The sequence below is a fragment of the Pseudomonas sp. 25 R 14 genome (assembly GCF_900004755.1).
GTDB classification, from domain to species: domain Bacteria; phylum Pseudomonadota; class Gammaproteobacteria; order Pseudomonadales; family Pseudomonadaceae; genus Aquipseudomonas; species Aquipseudomonas brenneri.
In genome coordinates this window covers 23,555-43,493 of the sequence record NZ_CVTS01000020.1, presented here as the reverse complement: position 1 = coordinate 43,493, position 19,939 = coordinate 23,555, and the positions used below count along the sequence as shown (strand labels likewise).

Below are 19,939 nucleotides of genomic sequence, written 5' to 3'. Positions count from 1 at the left end.
TGTGAGAGACGTTATTATGTTACCCGTTCCTGCCGCCTTGAGTGCTCATCGTGTCCCGACTTTTTCCCGTTTTTGTCGTATTTGTCACCAGTTTGTTCGTCATCGGTGCTGCTCAGGCTGAGGTTCGGGTGCTGACCAGCATCAAGCCATTGCAGTTGATTGCCGCCGCAGTGCAGGACGGCGTGGCGGTTCCAGAGGTTTTGCTGCCGCCGGGAGCGTCGCCGCATAACTATGCGCTGCGCCCTTCCGACGTACGGCGTGTGCAATCGGTGGAACTGCTGTATTGGATCGGCCCCGACATGGAAGGCTTTCTGCCACGCGTGCTCAAGGGCCGCCGCTTGCCGACCGTTGCGGTGCAGGAGCTGGCGGGTCTGAAATTGCGGCATTTCGCCGAAGATAACCACTCCCACGCCGAAGAAGCCGACGAGCATGATCACGATCATCGCCCGGGCAGCCTGGATGCTCACTTGTGGTTGTCGCCGGTCAATGCGCGGGTGATTGCGGCGAAAATGGCGGCGGACTTGAGCGCGGCCGATCCGGCCAACGCAGCGCGCTACCAGAGCAACCTGCAAGCCTTCGACGGCCGCCTGGATGCCTTGGATGTGCGTCTCAAGGCGCGCCTGGCGGGGATCGCCGGCAAGCCTTACTTCGTGTTCCACGAAGCCTTCGATTACTTTGAAGACACCTATGGCCTCAAGCACACCGGTGTATTCAGCGTGGCTGCCGAAGTGCAACCCGGCGCCCAGCATGTGGCGGCGATGCGCACGCGCCTGCAAGAAGTAGGCAAGACCTGTGTGTTCAGCGAGCCGCCATTGCGCCCACGCCTGGCCGAGACCCTGGTGGCGGGCCTGCCGGTGAAGCTGGCGGAGTTGGATGCGTTGGGCGGCTACACCCCGGCCACCGCTCAAGGCTATGAACAGTTGCTGGAGAAGCTGGGCAATGATTTGGCAGGGTGCCTGGAATCACTGTAGGCACACCGCAAAACCCATGTGGGAGCGGGCTTGCTCGCGAATGCGGTGTGTCAGCCAAGTAGCGGGTGACTGACACAATGCCATCGCGAGCAAGCCCGCTCCCACATTTAGAGGGCGAGTGGCAGCTGGATCGCAACCTGCTGGCGCTGCTCCAACCGCTGCTGGAGCTCCCGTGGATCGTGAATCAACACGTCCTGCCCGGCAAACGACTCTGCCGCAATCAGGCGTGACAGCCAGAACCGTACACACGCGACCCGCAACATCGTCGGCCACAGCTCGGCTTCCCTGGCGCTGAACGGTCGCAGTGCTGCATACGCCCCCAGCAGCGCGCGGGCGCGGTGGCCATCAATCACGCCGTCAGCGTCCGAGCACCAGTCATTCAGGGCAATCGCCACGTCGTACAGCATCGGCCCGGAACAGGCGTTGTAGAAGTCGATCAACCCGGTCAGGTGAGTACCTTCGAACATCGCGTTGTCACGAAACAGGTCGGCGTGGATGTTGGCGCGGGGCAGCGTGAGGATGTGTGCCTTGTGCTGCTGGATTTCATCCAGGGCCGCTTGCAACAGGTTCTGTTGCGCTGCGTCGAGGTGCGAGATCAGTTGCGCGCCTTCGTCGAGCATCCAGTCCAGCCCTCGATCGGTCTTGCGTTCCAGCACCTTGTCGCCCTGGGTGGCCAGGTGCAGGTGAGCGAGCAGTTCACCCACCTGCACGCAATGCTGGGCGTTGGCGTCCTGGATGTGCTTGCCCGCCAGGCGCGGTTGCAGCAGCGCCGGCTTGCCCGCTAACTCACGCAGGGCCACGCCGTCAGTGGTGCGCAAGGCGTAAGGCACGGGCAGGTCGGCGTCGTGGAGCACGTCCAGCAATTGGATGAAGAACGGCATTTCGTCCACGGGGCCGCGTTCAACCAGGGTCAGGACAAATTCGCCCTTTTCCAGGCTGATAAAAAAGTTGGTGTTTTCGCTACCCGCGGCAATCCCCTGGAAGTCGAGCAGGCGGCCGAGCCCATAAGGGGCGAGAAAGGTTTCCAGCTCGGGCCGAGCCAGGGGGGTGAACACAGACATGGTTAAAACTGCCAGTACGGGCGCCGCGGGCCGCGGCGCCGATTAAAATTAAGAAATCATTTCCATTCGAAGATCTTCCATGACGGGATCAGCATATCCGGCTGGTCCGAGCGGATGAAGTTCGCATCGGTTCCGTCTGCGCGCACCAGGAAATACGGGGGCGCGCCTTTCGGGGTTACCTTGATTGCATACAGGAAGCCATTTTGGCGGTATTCCTGGATGGTCTTGTCGCCTTCCGTGCGAATGGTGACTTCCGGATCCCCCGAGGGAGCGTCGTCTGCCGCCATGGCAGCCATCGGAGCGAGTGCAATCAAGCCGGTCAACAGCAGGCGATTGAATGTACGCATGATAACCTTGTCCCTTTGTTGTCATTGGTCCGGCTATTCTAGCGCCTGACCCGCCGAAAAGGTTGATCCTGCTCATGAGCCAAGCCCCCCTCGTCCTGGTGGACGGTTCTTCATATCTGTACCGCGCCTTCCACGCGCTGCCGCCGCTGACCACGTCCAAAGGCCTGCCCACCGGTGCGGTCAAGGGCGTGCTGAACATGCTCAAAAGCCTGCGCAAGCAGTACCCGGGCAGCCCGTTCGCAGTGGTGTTCGACGCCAAGGGCGGGACATTTCGCGATGACATGTACGCCGAATACAAGGCCAATCGCCCGAGCATGCCCGATGACATGCGCGTGCAGATTGAGCCGCTGCACCAGAGCGTGATTGCCCTGGGCTTCCCGCTGCTGTGCGTCGAAGGCGTTGAAGCGGATGACGTGATCGGCACCCTGGCCCGCAGCAGCGCAGCCGCTGACCGCCCGGTGGTGATTTCTACCGGCGACAAGGACATGGCGCAACTGGTCGACGGGCACATTACCTTGGTCAACACCATGACCGGTAGTGCGATGGACATCGACGGCGTTAAGGAGAAATTCGGCGTCGCTCCCGAGCAGATCATCGATTATCTGGCGCTGATGGGCGATTCCTCCGATAACATCCCGGGGGTTCCAGGGATTGGTCCTAAGACCGCATCGGGCCTGTTGGTCGGTGTGAACGGCGGCCTGAAAGAGCTTTACGAGCAGCTCGATATTGTCCCGACCTTGCCGATCCGTGGGGCCAAGACCCTGCCGGCCAAGCTCGAAGAGCATAAAGAGATGGCGTTCCTGTCCTACCAGTTGGCGACCATCAAGGTCGACGTGCCACTGGATGTCGGCCTGGAAGACTTGCACCTGATCGAGCCGGATCGCGAGAAGCTGCTGGAGCTGTACACCCTGCTGGAATTCAAGAGCTGGATCGATGAGATTCAGCGCGATGCCAAGCGGGTCGAACTCAAAGCCGCTGCCGACGCCGCGCCGGTGCAGTCCTCGGCTGAGCCTGAGGCCGCAGAGACGCAGGCCCCGGTCGAAGCGCAGTACGAAACCATCCTCGACCAGGCCCGCTTTGACGTCTGGCTGAAAAAGCTCAATGACGCGAAGCTGTTTGCCTTCGATACCGAAACCACTGGCGTCGATGCCCAGCAGGCGCAACTGGTAGGGGTTTCGTTCGCCGTGCAGGCCAATGAAGCGGCCTACATCCCGCTGACCCACTCCTACATCGGCGTACCCGAGCAACTGGACCGCGATACGGTACTGCTGGCCTTGAAGCCGCTGCTGGAAGACCCGCAAAAGCTCAAGGTGGGCCAGCACGCCAAGTTCGACATGAATATCCTGGCCAATTGCGCCATCGGCGGCGACCCGGCGCGGGGCATCACCGTACGTGGCATCGCCTTCGACACCATGCTCGAATCCTACGTGCTGAACTCCACCGCGACCCGCCACGACATGGATAGCCTGGCCAAGAAGTACCTGGAGCATGACACCGTCAGCTTCCAGGACATTGCCGGCAAAGGCGCCAAGCAGCTGACCTTTGACCAGATTCCCCTGGAGCAGGCAGGCCCCTATGCTGCCGAAGATGCCGATGTGACCCTGCGCCTGCACTTGGCATTGCACGCACAACTTGCGGCGCTGCCGAGCCTGGCCAGTGTACTGACGGATATCGAGATGCCGTTGGTGCCGGTGCTGGCGCGGATCGAGCGCCAGGGTGCCCTGGTGGATGCCGCGCTGCTGGGCGTGCAAAGCATCGAGCTGGGCAACAAGATGATGGAACTGGAGCGCCAGGCATACGAGATCGCCGGCGAGGAGTTCAACCTCGGTTCACCCAAGCAGTTGGGGGCGATCCTCTACGAAAAACTCGGGCTGCCGGTGTTGAAGAAAACCGGTAAGGGGCAGGCCTCGACCGCCGAGGAAGTATTGGCCAAGTTGGCTGAAGATGACTTCCCGCTGCCTAAGGTACTGATGCAGTACCGCAGCATGAGCAAGCTCAAAAGCACCTACACCGACCGCTTGCCTGAGCAGATCAACCCACGTACCGGGCGCATCCACACCTCTTACCACCAGGCCGTGGCGGCCACCGGGCGTTTGTCGTCCAGTGATCCGAACTTGCAGAACATCCCGGTGCGCACCGCCGAAGGCCGGCGGATCCGCCAGGCATTCGTCGCGCCCAAGGGCTACAAGCTACTGGCGGCGGACTATTCGCAGATCGAACTGCGGATCATGGCGCACTTGTCCAAGGACGAGGGCTTGCTGAACGCGTTCCGCGACAACCTGGATGTGCACACGGCTACGGCGGCCGAAGTGTTCAAGGTCGAGTTGGGTGAGGTCACGTCCGACCAGCGCCGCAGCGCCAAGGCGATCAACTTCGGCCTGATCTACGGCATGGGCGCGCAGAAACTGGGCAAGGATATCGGCGTCGATACCAAGACGGCCAAGGCCTATATCGATGTGTACTTCGCCCGCTACCCGGGGGTGCGTGAGTACATGGAGCGCACCCGCGCCCAGGCTTCCGACCAGGGCTATGTAGAAACCCTGTTCGGGCGCCGCCTGTACCTGCCGGACATCCACTCCAACAAGCCGCAGGAGCGCGCAGGCGCAGAACGTACCGCGATCAACGCGCCGATGCAGGGCACTGCCGCCGATATCATCAAGAAGGCGATGGTCAAGGTCGACAACTGGCTGACAGAGTCGGGGCTGGATGCCAAGGTCATCCTGCAGGTGCACGATGAATTGGTGGTCGAGGTCCGTGAAGATCTGGTGGCTGAGGTCAGCGAGAAGATTCGTGAGCACATGAGCAGTGCTGCGAAGCTGGATGTGCCGCTGCTGGTTGAGGTCGGGGTGGGTGATAACTGGGACGAAGCGCACTGATCATCTGGCATTGCTGCGGCATGAGGTCGCAGCAATGCCTATAGATCGGAAACGGCTGAAGGTTATTTCCAATAGTTTTTCCGTGGCGCCGGAACTTAACCCATGAAACGTCACTCAGAGTTACTGAATGGGTGGTGAAGCCCTTCAATGCTCCTATGTTGTGTTAAGTGTTGGCAGATATCTGGACCCCGCCCTAGCGGTCCGGAGTACTTAGATCCCGAACTTCCCCTCCCCATACGAAGTTCGGGATTTTTTTTGCCCGCAACAAAGTGTCACTCAGCGATTTCTGCACCTTTGTCCGCCAGCTCCATCCAGCCTGCCAGCACGGTATAGGCGTCTTCCAGGCCCAGGCGCTTGGGCGCCGAGAACAGCTGGATCGTGATCGCGTCACCCCAACCTTTGCGGATTTCGGCCTGCACTTTGAGCAGCGTGTTCTTGGCGGCGCCGTAGGTCAGCTTGTCGGCCTTGGTCAGCAAAATGTGCATCGGCATGCCGCTGGCGACGGCCCAATCGAGCATCAGCAGGTCGAAATCGGTCATTGGATGACGGATGTCCATCATCAGGATCAACCCTTTCAAACTCTCGCGACCACCCAGGTAGGCTTCCAGGTGACGCTGCCAGTGCAGCTTCAATGGGATAGGTACTTTTGCGTAACCGTAGCCCGGCAGGTCGACCAGACGCCGATCATCGTCTAGCTTGAAGAAGTTGAGGAGCTGTGTGCGGCCCGGGGTTTTCGAGGTGCGAGCCAGGCTGGCATGGGTCAGGGTGTTGAGCGCGCTGGATTTGCCGGCGTTGGAGCGCCCGGCGAAGGCCACTTCAAAGCCTTCGTCGTCGGGGCATTGGTCGACTTTGGCGGCGCTGAGCATGAAGGTGGACTGTTGGCACAGACCGAGGATGGGGTTCTTGAGTTGCATGGGATTTCCGATGTGGGCGGTGCCGGGAATGGGTGCGGCAAGTAGTGTCGTTCCCGTTTCAGTAGCGCCAGTATATAATGCCGCAGATTTTGTGTGTGCTTTGTCCCAGCGAAGGATGAAGTTCACGGGAGCGATAGACCTTTATTGCGCATTAGAACGCAAAACGCTTCCAAACCCTGAAAAGGTCGACGTATGACCAGGTGGCTGCTAGCTGTCGGTGTCCTGATACCACTTTACAGTGCTCAGGCTACACAGGATCCGGAAGCTGTGTACAACCGCGTTTGTGCGGCTTGCCATGCCGGACAGTTGCCAACGGCCCCCAAGCGGGGTGACCAGGCAGCCTGGGCGCCGAGACTGGCGCAAGGCATGGAGACGCTGGTGCAGCACGTGACCGAGGGTTTCAAGGCGATGCCGCCGCGTGGTTTGTGCATGGAATGCCGTGCCGAGGATTACCAGGCCATCATTCTTTTGATGAGCGAGTAGACCCGGTCCATAACTCTATAACCTTTAGCCGTAATTGGATTAGCTGATGAACAAATTGATCGTGAGTCTGCTGTTGACCTTGGGCATCACTGGTGTTGCCCATGCTGCAGGTGACGCTACTGCTGGCCAGACAAAGGCCGCCGTATGTGGTGCCTGCCATGGACCGGATGGCAACAGTCCGGCGCCCAACTTTCCAAAACTGGCGGGCCAGGGTGAACGTTACCTGACCAAGCAGATGCACGACATCAAGGACGGCAAGCGCACGGTTCTGGAAATGACCGGCTTGCTGACCAATCTCAGTGATCAGGACCTGGCGGATATCGCGGCGTATTACGCCAGCCAGGCCGGCAGTGTCGGTGCGGCGGATCCAAAAATCGTTGCCCGTGGTGAAGCACTGTTCCGTGGCGGCAACCTCGAAAAAGGCCTGCCAGCCTGTACCGGTTGCCATTCCCCGGATGGTTCGGGTAACGCGGCTGCCGGTTTCCCGCACCTGGGTGGCCAGCACGCCCAGTACATCGCCAAGCAACTGACTGATTTCCGCAAGGAAGAGGCCGGTCGTGCCAACGATGGCGATGCCATGACCATGCGTACCATCGCCCGTAAGCTGAGCGACGAAGACATTGCGGCGGTGTCCAGCTACATCCAGGGCCTGCATAAGTAAGGCGCGGATGACCTGACGTTGCCCGCGCAACGTTAACGCTCGATTAATCCGTCGATGCAAGCATAAAAAGGGTGGCTCAGGCCGCCCTTTTTTGTGGCCGCTACCGTTACACTAACGAACTCATGCCCGTGTAGACCTGTCATAAAAAAGGTCGCGCGAGGCGACTTTATTTGTCCAGGAGTAAAGCATGCGTAATCTGATCCTCAGCGCCGCTCTCGTCACTGCCAGCCTGTTCGGCATGACCGCACAAGCCGCCGACGTGCCGCTTGAAGCGGGTAAGACCTATGTTGAATTGGCCAATCCTGTGCCGGTTTCCGTGCCAGGCAAGATCGAAGTCGTAGAGCTGTTCTGGTATGGCTGCCCGCATTGCTATTCCTTTGAGCCAACCATCAATCCTTGGGCCGAGAAGCTGCCGTCGGATGTGAACTTCAAGCGTATCCCTGCCATGTTCGGCGGTCCTTGGGATGCCCACGGCCAGATGTTCCTGACCCTGGAAGCCATGGGCGTGGAGCATAAGGTCCACAACGCAGTGTTCGAAGCGATCCAGAAACAAGGCAAGCGCCTGACCAAGCCTGACGAAATGGCCGATTTCCTCGCCACCCAAGGCGTGGACAAGGACAAGTTCCTCGCCACTTTCAACTCCTTTGCCATCCAGGGCCAGATCAAGCAGGCCAAGGAACTCGCGCAAAAATATGGCGTGCAAGGCGTTCCAACCCTGATCGTCAACGGCAAATACCGCTTTGACTTGGGCTCCACCGGCGGTCCTGAAGCGACCCTGAACGTTGCCGACCAGTTGATCGCCAAAGAGCGCGCAGCCAAGTAAGGGGCTCGCCATGCGTCGCTGGGGTACCGAACGCGTCGTTGGCCGGCATGATCCGCAGGTCAACGAACATCACCTCGCGTCCACCGGCCTGCCGGCGGACAGCCGGCTGCGCTTGCTGAGCTTCAATATCCAGGTTGGCATCAGTACCGAGAAATACCGTCATTACCTGACCCGTGGCTGGCAGCATTTGCTGCCCCACAATGGTCGGGCCGGCAATCTGCAAAAGATTGGCGACCTGCTGGGTGACTTCGACCTGGTGGCCCTGCAGGAAGCCGATGGTGGCAGCCTGCGTTCGGGCTACGTCAATCAGGTCGAGCATCTGGCTCAGCTGGGTGCTTTTCCCTACTGGTACCAGCAACTCAATCGCAACCTCGGGCGACTGGGCCAGCACAGCAATGGGGTGCTCAGCCGTCTCAAGCCCTGGGTGATCGAAGACCATCCCCTGCCGGGCCCGAAAGGGCGCGGGGCGATCCTTGTGCGTTTCGGCGAGGGCCCCGAGGCGCTGGTAGTGGTCATGATGCACCTGGCGCTGGGCGCACGTACCCGGACCCTGCAACTGGCCTACATCCGTGAGCTGATTGGCGGATACAAGCACCAAGTGCTGATGGGGGACATGAACACCCATGCCAGCGACCTGCTGCAAAATTCTCCATTGCGCGATTTGGGGCTGCTGGCGCCGCAGGTCGAAGCCACTTTCCCCAGTTGGCGCCCGCAGCGCTGCCTAGATCACATTTTGTTAAGCCCGACCCTGACGCTGGAACGCGTGCAGGTGCTGGCGCAACCCATTTCCGATCACCTGCCGGTCGCGGTAGAGATTCGTCTGCCGGGTTCGCTCACGGCTGATGCATTACCCGCGCTGAGCCCCGGCCTTCGCGGACCCCTTGCATGAGCGACGACGCCCAGCGCTGGAAAGAAAAATACCTGTTAAGCATCGAGCAACAAGAAAAGCTCGAACGCCGTTGGGCTGCGCGCCTCGACTTGCTGCGCCGTGGGCTGGTGCGCAGCACGCTGGCGGCCGAGGGCACGGACCGGGCCGTCGACCAGTGCATGAAAGAGATGCGCGATGTGGTGCGCACCGATGACATGGACGCTGCGCTCGCTGCGTTGTTGCCGCGCCTGGAAAAGGCCGTGCTGGACTCCGAGCAGCGCCGTGAGACACGGGTTGATCAAATCAGTACCGCGCTGACCGCGCTGGTCGCGCAATTGCAGGCGCTGCCGTTGCCCCGGGAAGTCAGCCGCCCGTTGAAGAGCTTTGCCAAGCAGTTGGACAGCCGCGTCGGCCAGGCACGGGAGATTCCCCTGCTGCTCAGTGAGTTGAGCAGCCTTCAAGGGCAGGCCCTGAGCAATCTTGAGTCCGATGATGAGCCTGCTCGCCCGGGTCTGTTGCAGCGTCTGTTTGGCGGCAAGGAGCCGGATGCAGAAGTCGCGACGGTTGAACCCCGCGTTTCTCCGCCCTCGCGGCCAACCCCGGCGGTTGCCGCAAGTCCGGTTGCCCAGGTGGTTGAGGATGCTCCCGAGCTGGCCCAGGCCCTGCGAGCCTTTGCGCCACCAGCCCAGGCCTCGCAGCCGGCAGTGCTTGAGGCGGCACCTGCACCCATTGCCATTGAGTCCCGGGTCGTCGATGTCGATGAGCGTGTGGTACCGCTGCCTCAGGTCTACGCTCCCCGCTTATCGCCGGTCGAAATGCCTGCTGTCGCGGCCCAGGCCCCGGAACCGTCTCGGCCTGTGGAGGTGAGTGTTACGCCGCCACCTGAAGGTGCGGCCGCTGCGGCGGTAGTTGCCCCCCAGGCTCCGCCGCAACCTACGGCGATCGGCAGTCTGTCGTTGCCGCCGGTGCTGGATGACGAGCCGGCTGAAGTCGATCCCGAGGCGCTGTACGCCTTGCCCGACTCGCCTGAGCCGTCCTACAGCTCCGTAGCCAAACATATCGAAGACACTCTGCTCGGCCTGCTGGGCGACCTCGACCTACCCGAGCATCACCGGCCCCAGGCGCAAGCCATGCGCGAACGCCTGGCCCACGGGCTGAACTGGTACGAGTTGCTGCCGATCCTCGATGACCTGGCGGTATTGATGCTGGCCATCACCGACAGTGGCCAGCATGAGTTTGAAGCCTACTTAAAGCGCCTAAACGAGCGGCTGGAAGCCTTCCAGAGCAATTTGCAGGCGGCCAGCGACGGGCACGCTGACAGCCGCAGCGCCGCGCGCGAGATGGATACGCAAATCCGTGAGCAGATGGATGGCTTGCAAAGCAGTGTCCAGGAAGCGGCTGATCTTGATGACCTCAAGCAAGTGCTGGAAAGCCATCTTGAGGGGCTGCTGGGCGCCATGGACGAGCATCAAAAGCAGCGTGACCAGCGCGAACATGAAGTGGCCGAGCGGTTGCAGGGGTTGGCCGAACGGGTGGCGAGCATGGAGCAGGAGGCCCAGGGCTATCGCGATCACCTTGAGGTCCAGCGCCAGAAAGCGCTGATCGACCCGCTCACCGGCCTGCCCAATCGTGCGGCCTGGAGTGAGCGCCTGGAATACGAGGTCAATGCGTGGCATCAACAGGGCAACAACCTGTCACTGGCGATGCTGGACCTGGATCACTTCAAGCGCATCAACGACGGCTACGGCCATCTGGCGGGCGACAAGGTGCTGAAGATCATCGCCAATGTGTTGAGCAAGCGCTTGCGAGCGACAGATTTCATCGCGCGGTTTGGCGGTGAGGAGTTTATCCTGCTGATGCCGGATTCGGCGTTGGGCGATGCGCTGGAGCTCGGCGAGCGCCTGCGGGCGGCCATTGAGGCGTGTCCGTTTCACTTCAAGGGCGAACGGGTGACCATCACCATGTCCATTGGCATGGCGCAGTTTCAGCCCGGCGAGCGCAGCGACCTGGCCCTCAAGCGCGCGGACGAAGCCTTGTACCGGGCCAAGGCGGCGGGGCGCAATCAGGTGCAGGCGGCCTGAAAAGTTGTTCCATTTTGTAAGCCGGCCGCTGATCGGCAAACGATACGTTACACTGTTGCATTATCGTCTTTAGCGTACCGTCTGTTGCCATGAAATTTCTCGTTGCTGCTCTTCTGTTCCTCACACTCGCTGGCTGTGCAAGTGGCCCGCGGCTGAATACCAGCCACCCGTCGGTGAACTTCGATAATCGTATCCAGTTCGTCGTCCTGCACTACACCGCTACCAGCCTTGAAGGTTCGCTGGCGCTATTGACCAAAGGCCAGGTCAGCAGCCACTACCTGATTGGCGATGATGCACGCGCGACCATCTATAAGCTGGTGGATGAAGACAAGCGCTCCTGGCATGCCGGAGAAAGTGAGTGGATGGGGCGTACCTGGCTCAACTCCAGCTCCATCGGCATCGAGATCGTCAACCCGGGCTACCGTGATACACCCACCGGGCGTGTCTGGTATCCGTACTCCGAAGCGCAAGTCCAGTCCCTGGTGACCTTGCTCAAGGACATCAGCCAGCGCAACCGGATCAACCCGAAGTTCATTATCGGTCATAGCGATATCGCCCCCGGTCGCAAACTTGATCCGGGCCCGCTGTTCCCGTGGAAGCGCCTGGCGGATGAAGGCCTGGGGATCTGGCCCGAGGCTCAGGCGGTCGCGCGGTATCAGGCGCAGTACGCTGTACAGCTACCGAGCATCACCTGGTTCCAGGAAGAGTTGGCACGCTTGGGTTATTCAACGCCGCAGACCGGCGAGCTGGATGTGGCAACGCGGCGTGTGCTGGCCGCCTTCCAGATGCGCTTCCGGCCGGTGTTGTTTGATGGCACACCGGATGCGCAAAGCGCAGCGATCCTGAGGGTATTGAACCACCGCTAAGGTATTTAAGAGCGGCGAGCAATGCATGTGGGAGCTGCCCTTGAGTGGCGTGCCTGACTGATAGTTACAGCGGCAACGCCATATAGAACTGCGTGCCCTGCCCTGGCCGGGAATAGACCCCCATGCGGCCGCCGTGCAGCTGCACGATCTCCTTGCACAGCGCCAGCCCCAGGCCGGCGCCACCTTTCTTGCGGCCTACCTGGACAAAAGGTTCGAAAATCCTGCCCTGCTGGCCGTAGGCGATGCCTTCGCCGTTGTCCTCGACACTGATGATCAGCCGTTCGCCATGGCGACGCGCTTGCAGGCGAATCTGCCCGCCGTCACTGGTGTGGCGCAGAGCATTGCCGAGTAGATTGTCGAGCACCCGCTCCAATTGCGCCTGGTCGGCATGCAGCCTGGGCAGTTGCGCCTGCGCTTCTACCACCAGCTCGATGTTTTGCGCATTCGCCAGCTCGGCAAAGCGCGTGCGGGCCTGTTCAAGCAGCTCGTTGATGTCGCAAGGCGCCAGAGTGAGTTTTTGCAGGCCGTTTTGGTAGCGGGAAAAGTTCAGCAAGTCATTGATCAGTTGCATCAAGCGCTGCATTTCTTCGTTGACCGTATTCAACAGGTCGGCTTCGCGGGACTCAGGGGGGAATTTCGCCCGTTCCTGGAACAGGCCGAATGCCATATGCATGCCCGTGACTGGCGTACGCAGTTCGTGGGAGGCACGCAACACGAATTCACTGCGCACTCGCTCGAAGGCCCGTTGCTCGGTCACGTCATGCAACACCATCACCGCGCCGAGGATGTGCCCCTCGTGGTGGCTGACGGGCGTCATGCTGTAGGTCAGCAAGCGTGATTCGCCCTCGACCTCCACTTCAAGGTCGTCGGGTGCGCGTTCCAGGTTGCCGCCGCGCAGCACCAGATGCAGTTGCTCATCCAGTTCCGGGCGTTGCAGCGCTTCGCCCAGGCCCTCGCCCAGGCGGCTTTCGTCCCAGCCTAATTGGCGCTGGGCGACCGGGTTGAGGTGTTCCAGGCGGCCTTGGCGGTCGATCATCAGCAGGCCGTCGTCGATACTGTCGAGCACTGCCTGCAAGCGCTGCTGGCCGGCGAGCAATTCGTCGACATTCGTGGCCTGATGCTGGCGCAACGCTTCAGCCATGATGCCAAAACGTTTGGTCAACTGGTTCATTTCGGCTGCCGAAGAAATCGGCAAGGTGACATCAAAATTGCCCTGGCCGATTTTATCGGCCGCCTTGGCCAGGGCTTCGATCGGCCCGCCAAAGCGCCGGGCGATGCCGTGGGCGGTGATGAAACCGATGATCAGCACCGCCAGGCCCACCAACCCCAGCAGCCCGGCAATCCACAGCGCGCGTTCGCGCGACAGGCGTTCGGTCTCGTTGATGTTTTCCAGCGCGTTTTTGTGTTCGCTGATCAGCCCGTTGCGCAATACATTGAAACTGGTGGTCAGTTTTTGGTTATTGCGCAGGGAAGGCGGCGTATTTTCATTTTCCTCGAACGCGTCCAAAAACGTCAGGTAGTCGGCCTTGGCCTGAGTGAAGCCTGCGACCCTGGCGACACTCATTTCATGGGCGATGCCTTCGTCCAACAACTTGAAATACTGTTGGCGCGACGTATTCAGGGCGGCCGGGTCCGGCCGGTCGTTGAGCATCAAGATCAACTGGTCGCCCAGGGTCTGGCGTAGCTTGAGCCCCAGATCCAGGGTAATGAAGTTGCTGCGGATCAGGGATTCCTGAGCCTTGGCCATTTGCATGACACTCACCAGCCCCAGCAGCAGCCCAAGCAGGGCCACGGTGATCAGCGCAGAAATGCTCAGGAATAGCCGCGTGCGCAGTTTCATCGCCAGCTTCATAAGGTGCAGCTCACAGGTTGTATTGCTTGCGTTTGCGATACAGCGTCGAGGCATCGATGCCCAGGGTCTTGGCCGCCTGGTCCAGGGTATCGCTGGTGGCCAGCACGGCGCCGATATGGGCTTTTTCCAGTTCGTCCAGGCTCAACGCCGCGCCGATACGCGGTGAGTTGTTGGTCGGTTGCTCGGCCATCCCCAAATGGCTGATTTCGACCTTCTCCTGGGCACAGATGATGCTGGCGCGTTCCACGACGTTGCGCAGTTCACGGATATTGCCCGGCCAGCGGTAGTTGAGCAGTGCTTCGCGGGCCTCATCGCTGAAGCCGCGGGCTGGCCGCGCGTACTCTTTGACGAAGCGCGCCAGGAAACGGTCAGCGAGGGCGAGGATATCCTCGCTGCGTTCGCGCAGGGGCGGCAGGTGCAAGGTGATGACGTTCAAGCGATACAGCAAGTCTTCGCGAAAACGGCCGTCGCGCACCATGTCTTCCAAGTTCAGGTTGGTCGCCGCCAGGATGCGTACATCGGCGCGGCGGGTGACCGGGTCGCCGACCCGTTCATATTCCTTGTCCTGGATAAAGCGCAACAACTTGGGTTGCAATGTCAGGGGGAAATCGCCGATCTCGTCTAGAAACAGGGTGCCGCCGTCCGCCTGGTTGACCCGGCCGAGGGTGCTTTCGCTGGCGCCGGTAAAGGCGCCGCGACTATGGCCGAACAGCTCGCTTTCCATCAGCTCTGCGGTCAAGGACGGGCAGTTGATGGTGACGCAGGATTTCTTCGCCCTTTTACTCCAGCCATGAATCGCCCGGGCCAGTTCACCTTTACCGGTGCCGGACTCGCCCAGAATCAGGATATTGGCATCGGTGCCGGCCACTTGGCGGGCGGTCTCCAGCACCACCATCATCGAGGGGCTATGGGAGTCGAGGCCATCCTTGGGCTGGCGTACTTCACCTTCCAGCGCTTCCAGGCGTGCTGACAACTGGCGCACTTCCAGCTGCTTGGCGGTGGCCAGGCGCAATTGGTCCGGGCTGCAGGGCTTGACCAGGTAATCGGCCGCGCCAGCCTGGATCGCATCCACTGCCGTATCGACGGCCGAGTGCGCGGTGACAATCACCACGCGCATCCAGGGGGCCTGGATACGCATTTGTGCCAGCACATCCAGGCCGTTGTCTTCGCCCAGGCGCAGGTCCAAAAAGCACAGGTCGAACACCTGGCGTTGCAACAGGGCATCGGCCTGGGCCGCGCTGTTGGCAGTGGCTACGGTATAGCCTTCATCTTCCAGGCAGTAGCGGAAGGTGCGAAGGATTGCGGACTCGTCGTCCACTAAAAGAATGCGGCCTTGAAGCTCCTTGGCTGATTCCATCTGTCCCGCGCTCCTTAACATACGAATGAGTGATCTTGTTTAGTCCCAGAATAATCGGGCAAGTTGCATGGTTTATTCTGATTGATTCAAAGCCTTATCGCGCAGCTATCTGAGACCCTTCCTACTTATAGCCACGGGCAGCGCGTTTTTGACCCTTCTTGATGCTTCGGCAGTCCTGCCGGCCCTTTTGATCCCTTGATCCGACCACTGACCATCGTGCATTTCGCACGGTGAGGATAGGCGCATCGTGCAGGATGCTGTTAGGAAGAAACCAGGAGCTATTATAACTAGCTGATTTTATTGATTTTTATTCGCCGTAAAAACTGGCATGCACTCTGCACTACCTCTCCTACAAGCGTGATCAACGAACAAGACAGCATGCGGGAGAGATTCAGGATGACTCGCCAAAGCCTCAAGCCATTGCGTGTATCGCCACTGCGCCTTCAGCAGGGGCTGTTTGCCAGCCTCGCCTTGATGGTGACCTTGATCGGTGGTCAGCAGCTGCAGCATTGGCAGCAGAGCCCGCAGTCCGCCCCGCAGTTCGAGCGCACATCCATCACACAGACTCATTTTCGTTCGGTTGGCAGCAGCACCGCCGACGTGACAGCCCCGCGCATGATGGCGGTTGAACAGGACATCGCCCTGTATGACGAGCCTGTCCAGGAACGCTGGGTGTTCTAGGCATGAACCTGCCGCCCATTGGGTGCGACAGGGTGGCGACACAGCAGTCCTCTTTATAGATATAAAAGGAGAATCACCATGTTGAGTTGGGCAATCACATTTCTGATCATTGCCATTGTCGCTGCAGTCCTGGGCTTCGGTGGTATCGCGGGCACCGCCACGGGTATCGCCAAGATTCTCTTTGTCGTCTTCCTGGTGATGTTCATCGCTTCCTTCTTCTTTGGCCGTCGTGGTCGAGGCTGAACATGGTCAACTTGTCTCTCAAAACCCTGGCTGCCGCCCTGCTGTTGGGCGGTAGTGGCTTGGTCATGGCCGCCAATGACGGTCAGGCGCGGGCCAATGAACTGCTCAATGCCGATCCGCAGTACCGCGAAACCTGGCAGGGTGTGGTCAAGAAGGAAGAGCGCCTGCCTGAGTGGGTGATCAACCTGTCGGGCACGTCTGAGCAAATGAATGCCGTGACGGAAGACGGTGACGGGTATTTGGTAGGGCCGCTGTGTGAAACGGCCGATACCTGCCTGAATAAACGTTTGATCGTTGCGTTCAGCATGGATAAGGAAGATGCCTACGCGATGTTGGTCGAAGTCCCTGCCGGGCTGCCGGCGGACAAGTCGCCAACACGGCATGCGGACTATCGTTTCATCGGCAAGCCCGATGAAGGCATGCAGAAGTTGCTGATGGAGCAACTCAAGAAAGATCCGAATTGGTACTAGGCCCTTCTGTGGGCCTGCCCAACAGGGGAACAGGCCAAGTGTCTGTTTCTGTTTGCACCGCCGCCTGACGGCGATGCATGACCAGGGGGCCGGGTTGCTCTGATCAAGGGATCGGCGCGACCTACGGGTACAGGGAGTACCTGCGCAAGGGCCGGGTCAGGAGAAAAGCTGCGACGCAAGTCCGCAGGCCGTTATGGCCTGAGGGACTTGCGACGGGCTTGTGAGTCATCACACGGCACTTATGCCGCATATAGCTGTAAATTTCCTTTCTGCTTCATCACAACCATTTCGCGGTGTTACAGCACGACCATCTATCGAGAAAGTTTGCCCTCGGCCAGACGTGTTTTTCGATGGTATGCGTAGGAATTTTCAAGAGTTTTTCCCGCCTGGCAAAAAAATCGAAAATCCCTGAGCGAGCCTGAAATGGCAGGTTCACGGCATGTATGCCTGACAAAATGTCGCATTCGAACTGACCAAACAGACAGTTTTATTTAAAAAAACCCATGCCGATTCGGCATAGGGTAGGCGTTTACGGCATTAGACTATGCCCCCCCGCATCGGAATAGTTGCGCCTTTTTTCGCTTGCCAGTAAGCCATATCGGCCATCTGCGGTGACCTTCTACGGGGGCTGATGCTCACACTTTTTCGCTTCCGGGCGTTCCAGCTGGCGCATCTGCCTGAGTCCACTTGAAACAAGGGTAATGACATGAAGAAGGCAAAACTAAGCCTCGCCTGGCAGATCCTCATCGGTCTGGTGCTAGGGATTGCAATCGGTGCTGTACTCAACCACTTCAGTGCCGAAAAAGCCTGGTGGATCAGCAACGTGTTGCAACCGGCGGGCGATATCTTTATCCGCCTGATCAAGATGATCGTGATCCCGATCGTGATTTCGTCGCTGATTGTCGGAATCGCCGGTGTAGGGGATGCGAAAAAGCTCGGTCGGATCGGCGTAAAGACCATCGTTTACTTCGAAGTGGTCACTACCATTGCGATTGTGGTCGGTCTGCTGCTGGCCAACCTGTTCCACCCGGGGGCCGGCATCGACATGAGCACCCTGGGTACCGTGGATATCTCCAAGTACCAGGCGACTGCCGCCGAGGTGCAGCATGAGCATGCGTTCATCGAGACCATTCTCAACCTGATCCCGTCGAACATCTTTGCCGCCGTAGCCCGTGGCGAGATGCTGCCGATCATCTTCTTCTCCGTGCTGTTCGGCCTGGGCTTGTCGAGCCTCAAGCCAGACTTGCGCGAACCCCTGGTGACCATGTTCCAGGGCGTGTCCGAGAGCATGTTCAAAGTCACCCACATGATCATGAAGTACGCCCCTATCGGTGTATTCGCCCTGATCGCCGTGACCGTGGCCAACTTCGGCTTCGCCTCCTTGCTGCCTTTGGCCAAGTTGGTGATCCTGGTTTACGTTGCCATCCTGTTCTTCGCCTTCGTGATTCTTGGCCTGATCGCCCGCCTGTTCGGCTTCTCGGTGATCAAGCTGATGCGCATCTTCAAGGATGAACTGGTACTGGCCTACTCCACCGCCAGTTCCGAAACCGTGCTGCCGCGCGTGATCGAGAAGATGGAAGCCTACGGCGCGCCGAAAGCCATCTGCAGCTTCGTGGTGCCGACCGGTTACTCGTTCAACCTCGATGGCTCGACCCTGTACCAGAGCATCGCGGCGATCTTTATCGCCCAGCTGTATGGCATCGACCTGTCGGTCGGCCAGCAACTGATGCTGGTACTGACCCTGATGGTCACCTCCAAAGGTATTGCCGGCGTGCCGGGCGTGTCCTTCGTGGTGCTGTTGGCGACCCTGGGCAGCGTGGGCATCCCGCTGGAAGGCCTGGCGTTCATCGCCGGTGTCGACCGCATCATGGACATGGCGCGTACTGCGCTGAACGTGATCGGCAACGCCCTGGCCGTGTTGGTCATCGCGCGTTGGGAAGGCATGTACGACGATGCCAAGGGCGAGCGCTACTGGAACTCCCTGCCGCACTGGCGGACCAAGACTGTGCAGCCAGTGGGCGAGACCAGCCAGGGCTGATCGCGGCTGAAGTGAACAAACCCCGGTAAATCCGGGGTTTGTCGTTTCTGCCAGCCCCGCTATCATTCGCCACATATTTAAAGGGGTGTGACTGATGCTCAATGGCCTGTGGCTTGGTTTCTTTGTCGTGGCAATGGTATCGGCGCTGGCGCAATGGCTGGTGGGGGGTAACGCCGGGATCTTTGCGGCGATGGTGGAGAGTATCTTTGCCATGGCCAAGCTGTCGGTGGAAGTGATGGTGTTGCTGTTCGGCACCTTGACCCTGTGGCTGGGCTTCCTGCGCATTGCCGAGAAGGCCGGGATTGTCGAATGGCTGGCCAAGGCCCTTGGCCCGCTGTTCCTGCGGCTGATGCCGGAAGTCCCGGCCGGTCACCCGGCCATCGGCTTGATCACCCTCAACTTTGCCGCCAACGGCCTGGGCCTGGACAACGCGGCCACGCCCATCGGCCTCAAGGCCATGAAGGCGCTGCAAGAGCTCAACCCCATCCCCAACACCGCGACCAACGCGCAGATCCTGTTCCTGGTGCTCAACGCGTCCTCCCTGACCCTGTTGCCGGTGACGATCTTCATGTATCGCGCCCAGCAAGGCGCGCCGGACCCGACGCTGGTGTTCCTGCCAATCCTGCTGGCCACCAGCGCCTCGACCCTGGTGGGCCTGCTGTCGGTGGCGCTGATGCAGCGCCTGCGCCTGTGGGACCCGGTGGTGCTGGCGTACCTGATTCCCGGGGCGTTGGTGCTGGGCGGCTTCATGGCCTTGCTCGCGACCCTGTCGGCCACGGCCCTGGCGGGACTGTCCTCGATCCTGGGCAACCTCACGTTGTTTGGCCTGATCATGCTGTTCCTGCTGATTGGCGCGTTGCGCAAGGTCAAGGTCTACGAGGCGTTTGTCGAAGGCGCCAAAGAGGGTTTTGACGTCGCCAAGAACCTGCTGCCGTATCTGGTGGCGATGTTGTGTGCGGTCGGCGTGCTGCGTGCGTCCGGCGCACTGGAGTTTGGCCTGGAAGGGATTCGCCATCTGGTGGCCTGGACCGGCATGGACACGCGTTTTGTCGACGCCTTGCCCACGGCGATGGTCAAGCCATTCTCCGGCAGCGCGGCGCGGGCGATGCTGATCGAGACCATGCAGACCCAGGGTGTGGACAGCTTCGCGGCCCTGGTGGCGGCGACGATCCAGGGCAGCACCGAGACCACGTTCTATGTGCTGGCGGTGTACTTTGGCTCGGTGGGCATCCAGCGCGCGCGGCATGCGGTGGGGTGTGCGTTGTTGGCGGAGTTTGCGGGTGTGGTGGCGGCGATTGCGGTCTGCTACTGGTTCTTTGGCTAAGCTTTAGACCGCTATCGCAGGCA

18 protein-coding genes are annotated in these 19,939 nt (G+C 60.2%); 13 read left to right on the top strand and 5 right to left on the bottom strand.

Annotated features, from left to right (window positions below):
• Positions 1-41 precede the first annotated feature (41 nt).
• Positions 42-971, top strand: coding sequence for a zinc ABC transporter substrate-binding protein ZnuA (locus tag BFQ03_RS03080; RefSeq protein ID WP_065942454.1), 930 nt, complete (start codon positions 42-44; stop codon positions 969-971).
• Between the two features lie 107 nt (positions 972-1,078).
• Here the strand turns inward: BFQ03_RS03080 and BFQ03_RS03075 are convergent, their stop codons facing one another.
• Entirely contained in the window at positions 1,079-2,032 is a 954-nt protein-coding gene (locus BFQ03_RS03075; RefSeq protein ID WP_065942453.1) for a homoserine kinase, read from the bottom strand.
• Between the two features lie 56 nt (positions 2,033-2,088).
• On the bottom strand, positions 2,089-2,379 hold the full coding sequence (locus BFQ03_RS03070; RefSeq protein WP_017528747.1) for a DUF2782 domain-containing protein: 291 nt from the start codon (positions 2,377-2,379) through the stop codon (positions 2,089-2,091).
• Positions 2,380-2,453: 74 nt separating this feature from the next.
• On the opposite strand from BFQ03_RS03070, the gene polA reads away from it, so the two are divergent.
• The gene (gene polA / locus BFQ03_RS03065; protein ID WP_065942452.1) at positions 2,454-5,255 is read left to right on the top strand and encodes a DNA polymerase I; all 2,802 of its coding nucleotides are present in this window, start codon (positions 2,454-2,456) and stop codon (positions 5,253-5,255) included.
• A gap of 272 nt (positions 5,256-5,527) precedes the next feature.
• Here polA and yihA read toward each other — a convergent pair whose 3' ends face one another.
• A complete protein-coding gene (gene yihA, locus BFQ03_RS03060) occupies positions 5,528-6,169 on the bottom strand; it encodes a ribosome biogenesis GTP-binding protein YihA/YsxC (protein WP_065891259.1) in 642 nt (213 codons plus the stop codon).
• Between the two features lie 192 nt (positions 6,170-6,361).
• On the opposite strand from yihA, the gene BFQ03_RS03055 reads away from it, so the two are divergent.
• The 6 genes from BFQ03_RS03055 to BFQ03_RS03030 all read left to right on the top strand — a co-directional run bounded on the left by BFQ03_RS03055 (position 6,362) and on the right by BFQ03_RS03030 (position 11,951).
• Positions 6,362-6,652, top strand: a complete 291-nt coding sequence (locus tag BFQ03_RS03055) for a c-type cytochrome (protein WP_032862651.1) — start codon at positions 6,362-6,364, stop codon at positions 6,650-6,652.
• Positions 6,653-6,698: 46 nt separating this feature from the next.
• Positions 6,699-7,313, top strand: coding sequence for a c-type cytochrome (locus BFQ03_RS03050; RefSeq protein WP_032862652.1), 615 nt, complete (start codon positions 6,699-6,701; stop codon positions 7,311-7,313).
• A gap of 187 nt (positions 7,314-7,500) precedes the next feature.
• On the top strand, positions 7,501-8,136 hold the full coding sequence (dsbA, locus tag BFQ03_RS03045) for a thiol:disulfide interchange protein DsbA (RefSeq protein ID WP_032862653.1): 636 nt from the start codon (positions 7,501-7,503) through the stop codon (positions 8,134-8,136).
• A gap of 10 nt (positions 8,137-8,146) precedes the next feature.
• Positions 8,147-9,025, top strand: a complete 879-nt coding sequence (locus BFQ03_RS03040) for an endonuclease/exonuclease/phosphatase family protein (RefSeq protein WP_032862654.1) — start codon at positions 8,147-8,149, stop codon at positions 9,023-9,025.
• Positions 9,022-11,085, top strand: a complete 2,064-nt coding sequence (locus tag BFQ03_RS03035) for a diguanylate cyclase (RefSeq protein ID WP_065942451.1) — start codon at positions 9,022-9,024, stop codon at positions 11,083-11,085. Before BFQ03_RS03040 ends, BFQ03_RS03035 begins: the two co-directional genes overlap by 4 nt.
• Positions 11,086-11,174: 89 nt before the next feature.
• Positions 11,175-11,951, top strand: a complete 777-nt coding sequence (locus BFQ03_RS03030) for an N-acetylmuramoyl-L-alanine amidase (protein ID WP_065942450.1) — start codon at positions 11,175-11,177, stop codon at positions 11,949-11,951.
• 64 nt (positions 11,952-12,015) lie between these two features.
• Here the strand turns inward: BFQ03_RS03030 and BFQ03_RS03025 are convergent, their stop codons facing one another.
• Together BFQ03_RS03025 and algB are read right to left on the bottom strand one after the other, a co-directional pair.
• Positions 12,016-13,803 (bottom strand): KinB sensor domain-containing domain, encoded by a 1,788-nt coding sequence (locus BFQ03_RS03025; protein WP_032862657.1) that lies wholly within the window; start codon positions 13,801-13,803, stop codon positions 12,016-12,018.
• 10 nt (positions 13,804-13,813) lie between these two features.
• Positions 13,814-15,160 (bottom strand): sigma-54-dependent response regulator transcription factor AlgB, encoded by a 1,347-nt coding sequence (algB, locus tag BFQ03_RS03020; RefSeq protein ID WP_032862658.1) that lies wholly within the window; start codon positions 15,158-15,160, stop codon positions 13,814-13,816.
• Between the two features lie 396 nt (positions 15,161-15,556).
• On the opposite strand from algB, the gene BFQ03_RS03015 reads away from it, so the two are divergent.
• The 5 genes from BFQ03_RS03015 to BFQ03_RS02995 all read left to right on the top strand — a co-directional run bounded on the left by BFQ03_RS03015 (position 15,557) and on the right by BFQ03_RS02995 (position 19,916).
• Entirely contained in the window at positions 15,557-15,841 is a 285-nt protein-coding gene (locus tag BFQ03_RS03015) for a hypothetical protein (protein ID WP_065942449.1), read from the top strand.
• Positions 15,842-15,919: 78 nt separating this feature from the next.
• A complete protein-coding gene (locus BFQ03_RS03010) occupies positions 15,920-16,084 on the top strand; it encodes a DUF1328 domain-containing protein (protein ID WP_003170804.1) in 165 nt (54 codons plus the stop codon).
• A 2-nt stretch (positions 16,085-16,086) separates the two neighbouring features.
• On the top strand, positions 16,087-16,554 hold the full coding sequence (locus BFQ03_RS03005) for an inhibitor of vertebrate lysozyme family protein (protein ID WP_032862660.1): 468 nt from the start codon (positions 16,087-16,089) through the stop codon (positions 16,552-16,554).
• Positions 16,555-17,260: 706 nt separating this feature from the next.
• The gene (gene gltP, locus BFQ03_RS03000) at positions 17,261-18,592 is read left to right on the top strand and encodes a glutamate/aspartate:proton symporter GltP (RefSeq protein ID WP_032862661.1); all 1,332 of its coding nucleotides are present in this window, start codon (positions 17,261-17,263) and stop codon (positions 18,590-18,592) included.
• A 94-nt stretch (positions 18,593-18,686) separates the two neighbouring features.
• A complete protein-coding gene (locus tag BFQ03_RS02995) occupies positions 18,687-19,916 on the top strand; it encodes a nucleoside recognition domain-containing protein (protein ID WP_032862662.1) in 1,230 nt (409 codons plus the stop codon).
• The last annotated feature ends 23 nt before the right edge of the window (positions 19,917-19,939 follow it).

Bases quoted from the DNA above. Each gene is read 5' to 3' on its own strand.
- BFQ03_RS02995 (WP_032862662.1), top strand. From the start codon at position 18,687: ATGCTCAATGGCCTGTGGCTTGGTTTCTTTGTCGTGGCAATGGTATCG.
- BFQ03_RS03075 (WP_065942453.1), bottom strand. From the start codon at position 2,032: ATGTCTGTGTTCACCCCCCTGGCTCGGCCCGAGCTGGAAACCTTTCTC.
- BFQ03_RS03050 (WP_032862652.1), top strand. From the start codon at position 6,699: ATGAACAAATTGATCGTGAGTCTGCTGTTGACCTTGGGCATCACTGGT.
- dsbA (WP_032862653.1), top strand. From the start codon at position 7,501: ATGCGTAATCTGATCCTCAGCGCCGCTCTCGTCACTGCCAGCCTGTTC.
- yihA (WP_065891259.1), bottom strand. From the start codon at position 6,169: ATGCAACTCAAGAACCCCATCCTCGGTCTGTGCCAACAGTCCACCTTC.
- polA (WP_065942452.1), top strand. From the start codon at position 2,454: ATGAGCCAAGCCCCCCTCGTCCTGGTGGACGGTTCTTCATATCTGTAC.
- BFQ03_RS03005 (WP_032862660.1), top strand. From the start codon at position 16,087: ATGGTCAACTTGTCTCTCAAAACCCTGGCTGCCGCCCTGCTGTTGGGC.
- BFQ03_RS03030 (WP_065942450.1), top strand. From the start codon at position 11,175: ATGAAATTTCTCGTTGCTGCTCTTCTGTTCCTCACACTCGCTGGCTGT.
- BFQ03_RS03010 (WP_003170804.1), top strand. From the start codon at position 15,920: ATGTTGAGTTGGGCAATCACATTTCTGATCATTGCCATTGTCGCTGCA.
- BFQ03_RS03055 (WP_032862651.1), top strand. From the start codon at position 6,362: ATGACCAGGTGGCTGCTAGCTGTCGGTGTCCTGATACCACTTTACAGT.
- BFQ03_RS03035 (WP_065942451.1), top strand. From the start codon at position 9,022: ATGAGCGACGACGCCCAGCGCTGGAAAGAAAAATACCTGTTAAGCATC.
- BFQ03_RS03070 (WP_017528747.1), bottom strand. From the start codon at position 2,379: ATGCGTACATTCAATCGCCTGCTGTTGACCGGCTTGATTGCACTCGCT.
- algB (WP_032862658.1), bottom strand. From the start codon at position 15,160: ATGGAATCAGCCAAGGAGCTTCAAGGCCGCATTCTTTTAGTGGACGAC.
- gltP (WP_032862661.1), top strand. From the start codon at position 17,261: ATGAAGAAGGCAAAACTAAGCCTCGCCTGGCAGATCCTCATCGGTCTG.
- BFQ03_RS03025 (WP_032862657.1), bottom strand. From the start codon at position 13,803: ATGAAGCTGGCGATGAAACTGCGCACGCGGCTATTCCTGAGCATTTCT.
- BFQ03_RS03015 (WP_065942449.1), top strand. From the start codon at position 15,557: ATGACTCGCCAAAGCCTCAAGCCATTGCGTGTATCGCCACTGCGCCTT.
- BFQ03_RS03040 (WP_032862654.1), top strand. From the start codon at position 8,147: ATGCGTCGCTGGGGTACCGAACGCGTCGTTGGCCGGCATGATCCGCAG.